Annotated in this window: 16 protein-coding genes; 9 read left to right on the top strand and 7 right to left on the bottom strand. The window is 30.3% G+C overall.

Annotated features, from left to right (window positions below):
• Positions 1-5: 5 nt before the first annotated feature.
• The gene (locus CRV03_RS00620) at positions 6-710 is read right to left on the bottom strand and encodes a carboxymuconolactone decarboxylase family protein (protein WP_129083201.1); all 705 of its coding nucleotides are present in this window, start codon (positions 708-710) and stop codon (positions 6-8) included.
• A 10-nt stretch (positions 711-720) separates the two neighbouring features.
• Complete coding sequence (locus CRV03_RS00615) at positions 721-1,215, bottom strand: cupin domain-containing protein (RefSeq protein ID WP_129083200.1); 495 nt, start codon at positions 1,213-1,215, stop codon at positions 721-723.
• A gap of 240 nt (positions 1,216-1,455) precedes the next feature.
• On the opposite strand from CRV03_RS00615, the gene CRV03_RS00610 reads away from it, so the two are divergent.
• Complete coding sequence (locus tag CRV03_RS00610; RefSeq protein WP_129083199.1) at positions 1,456-2,367, top strand: AraC family transcriptional regulator; 912 nt, start codon at positions 1,456-1,458, stop codon at positions 2,365-2,367.
• A 5-nt stretch (positions 2,368-2,372) separates the two neighbouring features.
• Here the strand turns inward: CRV03_RS00610 and CRV03_RS00605 are convergent, their stop codons facing one another.
• A complete protein-coding gene (locus CRV03_RS00605; protein ID WP_129083198.1) occupies positions 2,373-3,368 on the bottom strand; it encodes an LLM class flavin-dependent oxidoreductase in 996 nt (331 codons plus the stop codon).
• A gap of 97 nt (positions 3,369-3,465) precedes the next feature.
• Positions 3,466-3,897: a MarR family winged helix-turn-helix transcriptional regulator gene (locus CRV03_RS00600; RefSeq protein WP_129083197.1), complete on the bottom strand. Its 432-nt coding sequence runs from the start codon at positions 3,895-3,897 to the stop codon at positions 3,466-3,468.
• Positions 3,898-4,001: 104 nt separating this feature from the next.
• On the opposite strand from CRV03_RS00600, the gene CRV03_RS00595 reads away from it, so the two are divergent.
• Both CRV03_RS00595 and CRV03_RS00590 read left to right on the top strand, forming a co-directional pair.
• A complete protein-coding gene (locus CRV03_RS00595) occupies positions 4,002-4,745 on the top strand; it encodes an SDR family oxidoreductase (protein WP_129083196.1) in 744 nt (247 codons plus the stop codon).
• A gap of 108 nt (positions 4,746-4,853) precedes the next feature.
• On the top strand, positions 4,854-5,720 hold the full coding sequence (locus CRV03_RS00590; protein WP_129083195.1) for an AraC family transcriptional regulator: 867 nt from the start codon (positions 4,854-4,856) through the stop codon (positions 5,718-5,720).
• Positions 5,721-5,738: 18 nt separating this feature from the next.
• On the opposite strand, the gene CRV03_RS00585 is transcribed toward CRV03_RS00590, so the two are convergent.
• Positions 5,739-6,878: an iron-containing alcohol dehydrogenase gene (locus tag CRV03_RS00585; RefSeq protein WP_129083194.1), complete on the bottom strand. Its 1,140-nt coding sequence runs from the start codon at positions 6,876-6,878 to the stop codon at positions 5,739-5,741.
• Positions 6,879-7,138: 260 nt separating this feature from the next.
• On the opposite strand from CRV03_RS00585, the gene CRV03_RS00580 reads away from it, so the two are divergent.
• The 6 genes from CRV03_RS00580 (at position 7,139) to CRV03_RS00555 (ending at position 12,682) form a co-directional block, all read left to right on the top strand.
• The gene (locus tag CRV03_RS00580; RefSeq protein WP_129083193.1) at positions 7,139-8,269 is read left to right on the top strand and encodes an MFS transporter; all 1,131 of its coding nucleotides are present in this window, start codon (positions 7,139-7,141) and stop codon (positions 8,267-8,269) included.
• Between the two features lie 147 nt (positions 8,270-8,416).
• Positions 8,417-8,758: a cyclophilin-like fold protein gene (locus tag CRV03_RS00575; protein ID WP_129083192.1), complete on the top strand. Its 342-nt coding sequence runs from the start codon at positions 8,417-8,419 to the stop codon at positions 8,756-8,758.
• Positions 8,759-8,776: 18 nt separating this feature from the next.
• Positions 8,777-9,214: a cupin domain-containing protein gene (locus CRV03_RS00570; RefSeq protein ID WP_129083191.1), complete on the top strand. Its 438-nt coding sequence runs from the start codon at positions 8,777-8,779 to the stop codon at positions 9,212-9,214.
• A 31-nt stretch (positions 9,215-9,245) separates the two neighbouring features.
• Positions 9,246-10,415, top strand: a complete 1,170-nt coding sequence (locus tag CRV03_RS00565; protein WP_129083190.1) for an NAD(P)-dependent alcohol dehydrogenase — start codon at positions 9,246-9,248, stop codon at positions 10,413-10,415.
• Positions 10,416-10,424: 9 nt separating this feature from the next.
• Positions 10,425-11,609, top strand: coding sequence for an MFS transporter (locus CRV03_RS00560; protein ID WP_258238959.1), 1,185 nt, complete (start codon positions 10,425-10,427; stop codon positions 11,607-11,609).
• 50 nt (positions 11,610-11,659) lie between these two features.
• Entirely contained in the window at positions 11,660-12,682 is a 1,023-nt protein-coding gene (locus CRV03_RS00555) for an MBL fold metallo-hydrolase (RefSeq protein ID WP_129083189.1), read from the top strand.
• Here the strand turns inward: CRV03_RS00555 and CRV03_RS00550 are convergent, their stop codons facing one another.
• Entirely contained in the window at positions 12,683-13,417 is a 735-nt protein-coding gene (locus CRV03_RS00550) for an ion transporter (protein WP_129083188.1), read from the bottom strand.
• Positions 13,418-13,987, bottom strand: coding sequence for an NUDIX hydrolase (locus tag CRV03_RS00545; RefSeq protein ID WP_129083187.1), 570 nt, complete (start codon positions 13,985-13,987; stop codon positions 13,418-13,420).
• Between the last annotated feature and the right edge of the window lie 3 nt (positions 13,988-13,990).

Below are 13,990 nucleotides of genomic sequence, written 5' to 3'. Positions count from 1 at the left end.
TATTTCTATATCTTTTTTAAAAGTACTTGAACAGTTCTTGCTTTTTCTTCACCAAGTATATTTTCTATTACTAAAGAAAACTCTTTTAACTCATCTTTAGTCCATCCTGTATTCATTGATGCTTGTAGATGAAACTTTAAAGGGCCCTCAACTGAACCAAGTGCAGCTAAGATTGATATTGTAGAAAGTTCTCTTTGTTTATGAGTTAAAATATCTCTAGCAAAAATATCTGCAAATAGATGTTCTTTCAAAAACTTATCAATTGTAGGTGAAAATAATTGATACCCACTTGGCTCAGGAATTTTATCTTGCCCAGCTAAGCTAGCTCTAACCTTTGCTCCATAAGTATCTCTATTTAGACCTTCTTCTATTGGTGAAGCTTCTTTTCCTTTTTCATCTACTATACCCTTAGCTTTTCTATCTTCAACAACTTTCATAAAAGTAAAAATTCCACCCAAACTTCTAGGGAAACCTGCATAAGCGTAAAGTTGTACTAAAACCTCATTTATCTCATTTATTGTTAAACCATTATCTAAACCTTCATTTAGTAGTTTAGTTAACTTTTTTGTGTCTCCAATTGTTGTAATTGCAGAAATTTCTATAATACTTTTCTCTTTTTTACTTAACAATTTCAAATCTAACTCTTTTGCACTAGCAAAACTAAAAAATGTACAAAAAGTACAAACAAATGCCAATAGATACTTTTTCATTATTTATTCCTTATTTTGAGTTGTATTGATTCTTAGTAACTGCTTCCATCCAAGTTACATTTTTACCTGATTCATCTGCTTCAGTTATTACAAAGTGTGTCATTGCAATATCTTTTGATGCCCCATGCCAATGCTTTACATCTTGTGGGCACCAAACAACATCACCAGCTTTTATTACTCTTTTTTCACCCTTCCACGTTTGTGTATACCCTACTCCTGAAGTAACAATTATATGTTGTCCTCTTGGATGAGTATGCCAATTTGATCTAGCTCCTGGTTCAAAAGTCACATATGCACCTGAGTGAGTTTTTGTATCACTTTTAGGATAAACAGGGTCAATTCTAACTTCACCTCCAGTAAAATATTTTTTAAAATCTGTTTTACTTACAACAATAGATTTTCTATCTTCTACTTTACTAATAGTTTGTTCATGTTTTACATCACTTGCTTGAAGTTGTGATGCAACTAATACTGCTGCTAAACTTGTAATTGATAAAATTTTCATACTCATTCCTTTTCTTAATTATTTAAATAACTTTTTAGTCATATCCATTTTAAGTATATATGAAACTTTTAAATTCAAATAGAACAATATTATAAAACAATTGCCTGATTCTCTAAATCTTTAAATAATTAAATCACCTTATGTTTTTGTAGAATTAGGCAATCACTTTAGAGCATTTTTATATTCACTTGGAACTTTTTTCTATATAATTAGTTATATATTCTAAATAGTGAGGACATAATGAATAATATAGAACTACTAAAAAGTTCCATGATAAATATAGTTGAGAATAAATACTCTTTTAAAAATAATGGACTTTTTCAAACAGATATTCCAAACTTAGATTTTTACTTTTCTTCAGAGCCAACAGAGTTTAATGCAATTATCTATGAGCCATCTTTATGCATAATTCTTCAAGGAAGTAAAGCAGTAGGTTTTGGAGAGGAACTTTATAGTTATGATTATTCAAAATATTTATTATCTTCAACTCACGTACCAGCAAAAGTAAAGATATTAGAAGCAAGTGAAGAAGTTCCCTACGCATCACTTAGAATTAAATTTGAACTTGAAGATATTTATGATGTAATCAAAAATATTGATACAAATAAACTTGCGATGAATGTAAAATCTGAAAAAGGTTTATTCTTTGATGACTTAACAGAAAAACTATATGAGCCAGTTTCAAGACTAATTAAACTTATTGATAAAACAAAAGAAGAGATGGATTATTTAGCACCTTTAATTATAAAAGAGATTCTATTTATTTTAATCAATGACAAAAGTGGGTATTTCTTAAATAAATTTGCTATGGAAGGTACTGTTTCAAATAAAATAGTTCATGCAATTACAGAGATAAAAGAAAATTTCAATGAGAAACTAAATGTAAAAGAGCTTGCAAGACTTATTGATATGAGTGAATCATCACTCTATCAAAACTTCAAAACTATTACTTCCATGTCTCCTATTCAATTTCAAAAGAAAATTAGATTAGAAGAAGCAAAACTGATGCTTCTTAATCAAAATGTTGAAGCTTCTGAAGTTGCCTTTGCAGTAGGATACGAAAGTCCTTCTCAGTTTAGTAGAGAATACTCTAGAATGTTTGGGATGTCCCCTAAAGCACATGCTATATATCTAAGAGAAGAAGTTAGCTAGTTAATCTACCTCATCCACTCTTTTGATATTAATTCATAGGATTCTATTCTTTTCTTTGGGTCATGAATCCATGAGTTTATCATAATCTCATTTGCACCTGTTCTTTCAACTAGATTTTCTAATCTCTCTTTTACAAACTTTGGTGTTCCCCAAATAGATTCTCTAAGTTTATGTTTTATACCTTCTTTTTCCCAATCTTTCCAGATACTATCCATATCCTCTGTAGGTTTAGGTAATAACCTATCATCACCTCTATGTAAATAAACAAATTTTTGAAGTTCTGTAGTTGCTAAAAACTCGGCTTCTTCTTGAGTTGAAGCACAAACAGCATTTATACAAATAATAATATATGGTTCTTCCAAACTCTTTGATGGAACAAAATTTGTTTTATATTCAAGTATTGCATCTTCCATAGCATCAGGAGCAAAATGAGAAGCAAAAGCAAAAGGTAAACCTTTCTGTCCTGCAAGTTTTGCACTAAAAGTACTTGAACCTAACAACCAAATAGGAATATCAAGTCCATATCCAGGAACAGCTTTTATTGCTTTTGGACCACCTTCATTAGATAGATAATATTGTAGATGATTTAGCATAAGTGGAAAATCAGACCCATCATTTTTGTCTTTTCTTAAAGCCATAGCTGTTCTTTGGTCTGTCCCAGGTGCCCTTCCCAATCCTAAATCAATTCTATTTGGATATAAAGACTCTAATGTCCCAAACTGTTCGGCTATTACTAAAGGAGAATGATTTGGAAGCATTATTCCACCTGAACCAATTCTTATTTTTTTTGTATTTGCACCAATATGACTTAAAATAACTGAAGTAGCAGCACTTGCTATATTATTAAAGTTGTGATGTTCCGCAATCCAATATCTTGTAAACCCAAAGTTTTCAACTGCTTGGGCAAGTTTTGTACTATTTTTTAAAGCATCACCTATTGAAAAACCTTCTCCGATTGGAACTAAATCAAGTACAGATAATAATGTTTGATTTTTTTTCATGATTTCACTCCTTTATAAAAAGAAGTATACATTAAAATATAAAATCACAATATAATGATTATCTAGTAAACTTGCCTATTTATCTAAAATGAAGATATTACATAGAGATATCTATTTTTTGTAATAACTCTAAAAGTAGTGTAGACTCTTCTTTACTTAAGTTAGCTGTTATTTCGCTATTTACTTTTTTTGCACTAGTAATCAACTCTTCAGTTAAAATACCCCCTTCTTCTGTTAAAAGAAGCATTTTTTTTCTTTTATCTTCTGGTGATTGTACTCTTTTTAAGTAGCCTTTTGATTCTAATCTATCAACTAGTCTTGTAATACTTGTTTCATCACCATAAGTATATTTCAATAACTCTTTTTGTGTTGTGACATTATTTTTATATAAGTTAATTAAAATACTAAATTGTAAGTGAGTTAAATTATAATCTTTTAGTTTTATTTCCATTGACTTTTTAATATTTATAAATATTATATTAAAGTGGTACCCTAAAGACTTTTGTAGTTCGAAATTTTGTTTTTCCATAAAAAATTATAACATATTTTACTAATACTTGTCTTTAACAAGTAATTAAGTTTAGCTCAATTATACTTGCACTTAACAAGTATTTAACCAACAAAGGATTTTATATGTCGAAAAAAAATGTTTTAATAACAGGTGGGGCTAGAGGAATTGGCGCTGCAACAGCCAAAAAACTAGCAAATGAAGGCTACAAAGTAATCATTAACTATGTAAATAGTACTGAAGTTGCAAATGAACTTGTAAATGAAATAAACTTCAACGGTGGAGAAGCTGTTGCTATACAAGCAGATATAAGAGATGATGCACAATTAGAAGCGATGTTTAATGAAATTGAAGAAAATCATGGTGGTATTGATATTCTTGTATCAAATGCAAATATGAATTTTGTACCAAAACCATTTGTAGAACAGACTTGGGAAGAGTTCTCTCAAAAATTAAATGATGAAATGCATGCAGCATATGCTTGTTCTAAACTTGCAACTAAATCAATGATTAAAAAGAAGTTTGGAAGATTAGTATTTATTTCTAGTACTCTATCAGAAGACCCTCTTCCAAGCTTTATTGCACATGGAACAGCAAAAGGAGCACTTGATTCATTTAATAAATATCTTGCTCAAGAGCTAGGAGCTTATGGAATAACATCAAATGTAATTGCCCCAGGATTAGTTTTAACTGATGCAACAAGTGGTGCACCAGAAGAGTTTATTGAGTTTATCAAGTCAATTACTCCAACCGGAAAAGTTGCAAACCCTGATGATATTGCAAATGCAGTTAGCCTATTTGTAAAAGATGAGAGTTCACATATTACAGGAACATATCTACCTGTTTGTGGTGGAGCTTACCTTTCATAAAAACATAATCCTTATACTTTAAAAGGTATAAGGGTTTAGATACTTCATTTAATCTATAATATTACATAGTTGTATTAAAATTCCACGATTTTATTTATAAAGAAAGAAATGAAAAAAAGTATTATTGAAAATAGAGAAATCCTACATATTGAAGATGGTATCCATGATACTAACTTAAAAAGTGTAAAGATATTTAAAACTAAAAACTATGAACCAAAGAGCCCTTTAATTTACGATGTATGTCTAATCCTTGTTTTGCAAGGGAAAAAGATTGCAAACCTAGCTAATAATAGTTTTACTTTTGACTGTGATAACTATCTTGTTGTTCCTACAACCTTACCCTTAGAGTGTGAAACTTATGCAACAAAAGAAGAACCTTTTATCTGCTTACTAATATCGCTAGATAGAAAAATCATGTATGATATTATTGAAAAACTAAATCACGACTCTTTTAAGAATAAAGATGAAAATAGCTTTGGTATTTTTTCTGATAAAGTTACAAATGAAATAGAAGATGCTACTTCAAAACTGTTAGATATTTTAGAGTCAAAAGAAGAATCAAGTATCTTAGCTAATGGTGTTTTAACTGAGTTATTTTATAGAATTGCCATTGGTAAAAATGCAAAGATGTTACATAAAATGTTTTTAGAAGAGAACAAGGAATCAAAAATAGCAAAAGCATTAAAAACTATTCATGATAACTATAAGGATAATATTGATACAGATACTCTTGCAAGAGTTTGCGATATGAGTGTTTCTTCATTTCATAATCATTTTAAAAAGATTACTTCACACACGCCACTGCAATATATAAAAAAGATAAGGCTAACAAAAGCAAAAGACTTATTAGTAAAATATGACTATAAAGTTGTAGATGTAGCCAATGAATTAGGTTATGATAACCCATCACATTTTAGTAGAGATTTTAAAAGTTATTTTGGATTTTCACCAAAAGAGGCAAAAGCCTCTTGTTAGTGTAGTGTAAGTTAAAACTTACGCTGCAATAGATCTGTTAATAATTTTTTCAACTTTATCTAAAGTAACAGTTCCATTTTCTCCAATTTCAGTGTAACCATGAGATTTAAATGCACTATGCACATTTTCAACAACTTTATCATCAATCTCATAAGCAGTTAATTTAGTTGGTACACCAACAGATTCAAATACTTCTTCAATTTTTTCTATAATAGCTTCGTTATTGTTTTCAATTCCAAATACATTTTTACCAAATTGTGCTAATTTGTCTTGTTTCTCATCAATCATTTCTCTGATTAAGTGAGGTAAGATTACTGCTAAAGATCTTGCATGGTCTAATCCATAAAATGCAGTTAATTCATGTCCAATAATGTGAGTTGACCAGTCTTGGCAAACACCATTTGCTAATTGGAAGTTAAGTGCTTGATTACAGATGTGCATTAAGTTTTCTTGCCACCATAATGTTCTTCTCTCACTCCATTTTTCAGCTAGTGTAACTAAACCTTTGTATAAAGTTTCAGCATAACCATCATTTACTAAAAGGTCATTTGTTTTTGTTAAGTATTGCTCAGAAATATGAACAAATGCATCAACTAAACCATTTCCTAATTGTCTGTCAGATAAAGTTCCCATAAATGATGGGTCTAATACTGCAAATTGTGGGTAAGAATGATCTGAGAAATACATTCTTTTTTCATCTGTAGTTTTTCTTGATACAACTGTTAAGTTATTTGATTCAGAACCAGTTGCTGCTAAAGTTAATACAACTGCTAAAGGAAGAGCTTCTTGAACTTCTGCTGTACCATCTAGGAAATCCCATCCATCACCATCATATAAAGATGCTGCTGCAAGATATTTTGAACCATCAATAACAGAACCACCACCAACTGCAAGGATATAATTAACACCCTCAGCTTTTACTAATTCTACTGCTTTATTCATAGTTTCAACTGTTGGGTTTGGCTCAACACCACCAAACTCTAACCACTCATGTCCACTTAAAGCTTCAACTACTTGGTCATAAGCTCCATTATTTTTAATAGAACCACCACCATATACTACTAATACCTTTTTGTCTTTTGGGATTAGGTTCGCTATCTCTTTAATTTTACCTTTTCCAAACTCTATTCCTGTTGGATTATGAAAAGAAAACTCCATTTATTTGTCCTTTGTAATTTAAATTCGCAGGAGTATTATAAAAGTTATATCAAAATATTTGAATACCATTTTCTCCAAATTTTATACCAAATTCTACAAATAAAATTTAAACTTAGAGAATTAGACAATTAGTATGGATAATTCTTCTATTCTATTTTTTTAATCTTATTTATAATGACCTATAGATATTACTGTTAGGAGAAATAATCAAAAAATATAAATTAAATATCTCATTTATTGCTTCAACATTCTCTTTTCTTATGGTTTTTGCAGCTTCTGCAGCACCTATCCCATTGTATGACATATATAGACAAGAAGAAGGCTTAACATATAATGATTTAGCACTTACTGCTGTTGTTTATTTTATTGGAGCTATTTCAGCTCTTTTAATATTTGGAAGAGTATCAAATCATTTAGGTAGAAAACCAGTTGCTTTTTTAATTTTTGTACTTACCTTTATATCAACACTTATGTTATTAGATATTGATTCTGCTCAATCACTAATCATTGCAAGATTATTGCTAGGTATTGCTTGTGGGCTTGCTTCAAGTGCTATCAGCTCATATATAGTTGATTCAGCCCATGGTTTACCATCTTGGATTCCTTCTGCAATTATAAGTAATTCTCCTATGGTAGGTCTTACTTTAGGTGCACTTATGAGTGGAAGTTTAGTTGAATTTGCACCTTATCCTAGAGCTTTATGTTATGTAGTTATATTATGTATTCTAGGTCTTTGTTCAATACTAATTATGTTTAGCAAAGAGTCCGTCAAGAAAAATAAAGGCTTAATAAAATCGCTTAAACCAAAATTTTCTTTGCCTCAAACAGACAAAAGACTTTATCCTATTGCAGCATCTACTTTTGTTGCAACTTGGGCTATGGGTGCTTTTTATCAAGCATTTGGACCATCTATTGCAGTTGACCAATTAGGAACACATAGTACTCTTATGGTTGCTATTTTATTTTCATCATATTTACTTCCTAGTGCAATTGGAGGTCCTTTAACTACTAAATTAACTTCTGCAAATGCACAAAGAATAGGAATGGTTATTTTTACATTTGCTGTTTTTGGAATATTAGCTTCTTTAAAACTATCTATGATTTCACTATTTATTTTATCTAGTGCAATTGCAGGAGCATCACAAGGTGCAGTTTTAACAGGAAGTATTCGTTCACTTCTTGCAGATATAAATATAAAACAAAGAGCTGGTGTATTGTCATTAATATATGCAACTTCATATACAGGAGCAGCAGTATCAAGTTTTATTGCAGGTCAACTTTCACACTATATGAATCTATTTCATGTATCAATATTCTATGGAGTTTTAGCATTTATAGTTTGTATCACAACACTTATTTTTGCAAAAAACCCAAAGCATACAAATTTATAGAAATAGGCAATACACATAGAGAATCTGTCTATCCTTTATATTAAAAAATGGATTATAATAAAAATAAAAGAGTGATAAATGAAAAAATTACTTTATAGTTTGTTGATTCTACTTACAACAATATCTTATGCCAAACAAGGAAAAAAAATGAAAATAAGTGTAGTTTCAAATGGAAATACTACAGTTTTTGAATTAAATAATTCACAAGCTTCAAAAGACTTATATTCACAATTACCACTAACTATTGCAGTTGAAAACTTTGGAGATAATGAAAAGATTTTTTATCCACCAACAAAGTTATCAGTTAACAACACTCCAAAAGCAAATGCTAAAAATGGAACACTAGCTTATTATGCTCCATGGGCAGATGTAGTTATGTTTTATAAAGACTTTGGAAGTGCAAGTGGTTTATATGAATTAGGAGAGTGTACCTCAGGCTTAGAATATATATCTAAAATGAGTGGAACAATTAAAATAGATAAACAATAATATTTTTAGGAGGACATTATGAAATATTTAAATAAAGATGAATTTGAAAAAGCAAATATGTTTGGTACTGGTGTACCAAATGATAACTATGCTAAATATTTCATTGGAGATTCATTTTTAAATTTTTTAGTTAAACCAGGTGAAGCTCCTATTTTCATGGCAAATGTGACATTTGAACCAGCCTGTAGAAATAACTGGCATATCCACAAAGCGAAAAGTGGTGGTGGACAAATGCTTATTTGTACAGCAGGTGAAGGGTGGCTAGTTCTAGAAGGACAAGAACCGCAAGAGTTAAAAGAAGGTTCAATTGGAATTATTCCACCAAATACAAAACACTGGCATGGAGCTAAAAAAGATAGTTGGTTTAGTCATATCTCTGTTGAGATTCCTGGAGAAGAGACTTCAAATGAATGGCTTGAACCTGTGGATGATGAGTATTATAATAACTTAAAATAAGCCACAGTCTTTCTACTTAAAAGGCTTAAATATGAACAAAACTAAAAAACAAGAACAAACAAGAAGAGAATTTTTAAGAAATTCAGCTTTAGTTGGTGCAGGAGTAGTATTTACTACACAACCTGTAAATATATTTGCAGAAACAAAAGGAAATAAAATGAGTAATACAGTAAAAACAAAAGGATATGCAGCATTTGATGAATCAGGAGAAATCAAACCTTGGGAGTTTGAAAGAAGACCTGTTGAAGATAATGATATTTTAATAGAAATTAAAGCAGCAAGTATTTGTCACTCAGATATTCACCAAGAAAAAGGTCACTGGGGAAAACAACAATATCCACAAGTGCCAGGTCATGAGATTGCCGGTGTTGTAACACAAGTTGGGAAAAATGTAAGAAAATTTAAAGTTGGTGATAGAGCTGGTGTTGGTTGTATGGTAAATGGTTGTACAACTTGTGAAGAAGAGCAATATCATCCAGATACTAAATTTACATATGGTTATCCAGAAGAAAAAGAGCCTACTGGTATCACTCAAGGTGGATACTCTACACACTTAGTTGTAAGAGATCATTTTGCAGTACATTTACCAGATAATATTAGTTTTGAAAAAGCAGCCCCACTATTATGCGCTGGTATTACTACTTATTCACCATTAATAAAAGCAGACATTAAAAAAGGTGATAAAGTTGGTGTTGCTGGAATTGGTGGACTAGGACACCTAGCTGTTAAAATTGCTGTTTCAAAAGGTGCCCAAGTTTATGCCTTCACGACAAGTGCTGATAAAGTACAAGATATCAAAGGTTTTGGAGCAAAAGAAGTAATTGTAGTTGATGAAGAGTTAAAAGCTATTCAACCATATGCTGGACAATTAGATTATATGATTTCAACTATTCCTTATCAGTTTAATGTAGCTGCTTATGCAAATGCTGTTAAGCCTTATGGTTACTTTACTATGGTTGGTATGCCTATAGGATTTGAACTTACACTAAGTAATATTGGGCTTGCTTTTAATAGAGTTAATTTTAATGCTTCACTTATTGGTGGGATGAAAGAAACACAAGAAATGGTTGATTATTGTGCAAAAAATGATGTTTTACCAGAGATTCAAATAATTAAAGCCCAAGAAATCACTCAGGCTTGGAAAAATGTTGAAAACAAAAAAGCTAGATATAGATACGTAATCGATACTGCTACTATATAAAAGATAATAATGAAAGAAAAAAAAGAAGTTAATCCTATCTGGGGAGCAGTTTGGGCAATGGCACTTTGTGCTTTTGTCTTAATTGCATCAGAGTTTATGCCAGTAAGTCTACTTACACCTATTGCTAATGATTTAACAATTACTGAAGGATATGCAGGTCAATCAATATCTATTTCCGGGCTATTTGCACTCTTTACAAGTTTATTTCTTACTACTATAGTAGGTAAAATCGATAGAAAAAGTATACTTCTATTTTTTACTATTTTAATGGGAATATCAGGAATAATAGTTGCTTTTGCACCAAATGCAACAATTTTGATGATAGGAAGAGCAATTCTAGGTATTTGTATAGGTGGTTTTTGGTCTATGTCTGCTGCAACTGCAATGAGACTTGTTCCTAAAGATAAAGTTCCAAAAGCACTTGCTATTATAAATGGCGGAAATGCATTAGCAACAACAATTGCTGCACCTCTTGGAAGTTATTTAGGTGGAATTATTGGATGGAGAGGAGCATTTTTTTGTATTGTTCCAATTGCAATTATTGCATTTATTTGGCAATATAAATCTATGCCATCATTACCATCACAGCACTCTTATGGCCATAGACCAAAACTAAGCAGTGTATTTAAACTTTTAAAACAATGGAAAGTTACTCTAGGAATAGTTTCGGTTATGTTATTTTTTATGGGAGTATTTTCTCTTTTTACTTATCTAAGACCCTTTTTAGAAGTAAAAACAAAACTAGATGTTCAGATGATATCTTTAGCTCTTTTAGCTTTAGGTATTGCAGGCTTAATTGGAACATTTATTATTGGAAACCTATTAAAAACAAAACTATTTAGTTTACTAATAGTTATTCCTTTTTTAATGATGTTTCTTGCTATAGGTTTTATTTTATTTGGAAACTCTGTTACTTGGGTATTTATATTAATAAGTCTATGGGGACTATTTGCAACTTCAGCCCCAGTTGCTTGGTGGACTTGGCTTAGTCAAACACTACCAAATGATGCAGAAGCTGGTGGTGGATTAATGGTTGCAGTTATTCAATTATCTATTACTTTAGGAGCAGCACTTGGTGGACTGTTATTCGATGCATATGGATATGAGATAACATTTGTTTTTAGTGCCATAATTTTAGCTATTTCTGCAATAATGTCAAGTATTACTGCATTTTACACAGTCAAAAATAGATAGACTAAAATATGAATCGATACTTTTTTTTGATTTTTTTAACAGGAGTTTTCATGTCAAGTTGTGCACAAAACACAAAGAAGTTAACAAGTTCAAAACAACACTATGAAAATGGTGTATTTAAAAACCTTGAAATGAGTTATGATTCAAGTTTTAGTACCTTTTTGTCCAACGTATGGGCTTTTTTGACAGATAAAACTGAAAACAAAATACCAGAAGATAATACAATTCCAATTGTTAAACTAACCTCTAAAGATATTGAAAATATGCCTAATAACTCTGTAGTTAGATTGGTACATTCAACTTTACTATTTAAAGTAGATAATAAATATATTTTAACTGACCCAGTATTCTCTGAGTCAATTACACCTTTTCCTTTTGTTGCTCCTACAAGATTTCATAAATTACCAATTACCATTGAAGAGTTGCCTTTTATAGATATAGTTATTATTTCACATAATCATTACGACCATTTAGATGCCCCAAGTATCGTAAAACTTAAAGATAAAGTAGGACATTTTTATACTACTCTTGGAGTAAAACAAAACTTATTAGACTTAGGCATAGATACTATGAAAGTATGTGAACTAGATTGGTGGCAATCTTGTACAAAAGGAAGCCTTTCATTAACTGCAACCCCAGCACAACATTTTTCAGGGCGTGGCTTATTTGATAGAAATAAGACTTTTTGGTCTTCATGGGTTATTAACTCTTCGGAATCTAAAATCTTTTTTAGTGGAGATACGGGATATTTTAGTGGTTTTAAAAAAATTGCAGATAAGTTTGGTCCCTTTGATATGACGTTTTTAGAAGCCGGAGCTTATAATGAACGCTGGAAAGAAGTTCATATGATGCCTGAAGAGACAATAAGGGCTCATCAAGATTTAAAAGGAAAAATACTTTTTCCTATACATAACAGTAGTTTTAAACTCTCAAATCATGCTTGGAATGAACCTTTAAAAAAAATTTCTAAAGAAGCTAGAGAAAAAAATATTTTAATAACTCATCCCAAAATGGGAGAGATTATTTCTTTACTAAAGTATAAACAAACACAAAAGTGGTGGGAACAACAATAATTATCGTCTTCTTCTTTTATTTCGTCTTTGGTTTATCTTATCAAGTAAACTACTTGTAAAAATACTTCCAGGGATTGCATAAAAAGCAATTCCTAATATACTAACTATTGTAGTTAAAATTCTACCTACTGTTGTTATTGGATACATATCTCCATACCCAACAGTTGTAAAAGTTATCACAGCCCACCATAAAGTTGTACCCATACTTGAATACACTTCTGGCTGGGCTTTTGACTCAAAATAGTAAACTAAAGGAGTTAGAGTAAAAAGAAGAATAAAAAGAACTACAACTATATAAAATAGCTCCTCTTTTTTCTCTTTTATTATATCTAAAATCATTTTATCAAACTCATTAAACTTTGCTAGTCTAAAAAGCTTGAAAATCCTAAGTATTCTTAGTCCTCTTAAAAAACCTAAATCGATATTTAAAAATGATAGATAAAAAGGTATTAAAACTATTAAATCAATAATCATTAAAGGAGTTAACATATATTTTATTCGTTTTCTTGTTTTAGAATAGACTCTTAATAAATACTCAATAGTAAATAAAAATATATTTATCATATTAATAGTTTTAAAAAGTTCAAAATATTCACTTAAAGATTTTTCTGTCTCTAAAAACATCACTCCTATGCTAACTAGAATATTTAGATAAATTAAAACTTGAACATAATATCCATACTTGTGCTTTGAAGGGTTTTCAAAGATTACGTTTAATTCTTGTGCAAACTTCATCTAGATTCTATTTTCCATAAACCACATAAATGCAAACATCAATCCAGGAGTCTTTGCTTTTGATTCATCATAAATAAACTCTTTATACTCATTAAGAGGTAAATACATAAGTTCTATTTGCTCATCATGTATTCCACCACCTTCATGGATTTTCATACTGTCATTTATCTTTGCATAATAAAGATGTTGACAACCTCCACTTACTCCAACATTTGTATAAAAAGATGTAATTTTTTCAATACTCTCTACAGGAACATCAAAACCACACTCTTCATCTATCTCTTCTTTTGCAATTTGCTCTAAAGTAGTGTTTTTATCAACAAGTCCCGCACAAAGTTCATAGGTAAACTTCTTACTTTCATCATTTAAATAAACTGCTGGTCTAAACTGTTTTACTAAAACAAAAGAGTCTTTTTCTTCATGGTAAAGTAAGATTGCTACTGAATCAAAATTCTTAACAGCTTCCCAAGTTTTATCTTTACCATTTTGTGTATATTTTATTTTTACAGGATGAACATACTCTGGTTCATCTAAAGGTTCTATTTTAAAGTTCTCTATTTTATTATTCATTTT

Origin of the sequence: Arcobacter sp. F155 (assembly GCF_004116455.1) — a bacterium.
Lineage (GTDB): Bacteria > Campylobacterota > Campylobacteria > Campylobacterales > Arcobacteraceae > Halarcobacter.
The sequence above is the reverse complement of the archived record's forward strand: the minus strand, read 5'-3'. Positions and strand labels throughout refer to the sequence as shown.

Excerpts from the sequence above, each read along its gene's own strand:
- CRV03_RS00550 (WP_129083188.1), bottom strand. The coding sequence starts at position 13,417 with ATGAAGTTTGCACAAGAATTAAACGTAATCTTTGAAAACCCTTCAAAG.
- CRV03_RS00575 (WP_129083192.1), top strand. The coding sequence starts at position 8,417 with ATGAAAATAAGTGTAGTTTCAAATGGAAATACTACAGTTTTTGAATTA.
- CRV03_RS00615 (WP_129083200.1), bottom strand. The coding sequence starts at position 1,215 with ATGAAAATTTTATCAATTACAAGTTTAGCAGCAGTATTAGTTGCATCA.
- CRV03_RS00570 (WP_129083191.1), top strand. The coding sequence starts at position 8,777 with ATGAAATATTTAAATAAAGATGAATTTGAAAAAGCAAATATGTTTGGT.
- CRV03_RS00560 (WP_258238959.1), top strand. The coding sequence starts at position 10,425 with ATGAAAGAAAAAAAAGAAGTTAATCCTATCTGGGGAGCAGTTTGGGCA.
- CRV03_RS00545 (WP_129083187.1), bottom strand. The coding sequence starts at position 13,987 with ATGAATAATAAAATAGAGAACTTTAAAATAGAACCTTTAGATGAACCA.
- CRV03_RS00610 (WP_129083199.1), top strand. The coding sequence starts at position 1,456 with ATGAATAATATAGAACTACTAAAAAGTTCCATGATAAATATAGTTGAG.
- CRV03_RS00555 (WP_129083189.1), top strand. The coding sequence starts at position 11,660 with ATGTCAAGTTGTGCACAAAACACAAAGAAGTTAACAAGTTCAAAACAA.
- CRV03_RS00595 (WP_129083196.1), top strand. The coding sequence starts at position 4,002 with ATGTCGAAAAAAAATGTTTTAATAACAGGTGGGGCTAGAGGAATTGGC.
- CRV03_RS00620 (WP_129083201.1), bottom strand. The coding sequence starts at position 710 with ATGAAAAAGTATCTATTGGCATTTGTTTGTACTTTTTGTACATTTTTT.
- CRV03_RS00605 (WP_129083198.1), bottom strand. The coding sequence starts at position 3,368 with ATGAAAAAAAATCAAACATTATTATCTGTACTTGATTTAGTTCCAATC.
- CRV03_RS00600 (WP_129083197.1), bottom strand. The coding sequence starts at position 3,897 with ATGGAAAAACAAAATTTCGAACTACAAAAGTCTTTAGGGTACCACTTT.
- CRV03_RS00565 (WP_129083190.1), top strand. The coding sequence starts at position 9,246 with ATGAACAAAACTAAAAAACAAGAACAAACAAGAAGAGAATTTTTAAGA.
- CRV03_RS00590 (WP_129083195.1), top strand. The coding sequence starts at position 4,854 with ATGAAAAAAAGTATTATTGAAAATAGAGAAATCCTACATATTGAAGAT.
- CRV03_RS00585 (WP_129083194.1), bottom strand. The coding sequence starts at position 6,878 with ATGGAGTTTTCTTTTCATAATCCAACAGGAATAGAGTTTGGAAAAGGT.
- CRV03_RS00580 (WP_129083193.1), top strand. The coding sequence starts at position 7,139 with ATGGTTTTTGCAGCTTCTGCAGCACCTATCCCATTGTATGACATATAT.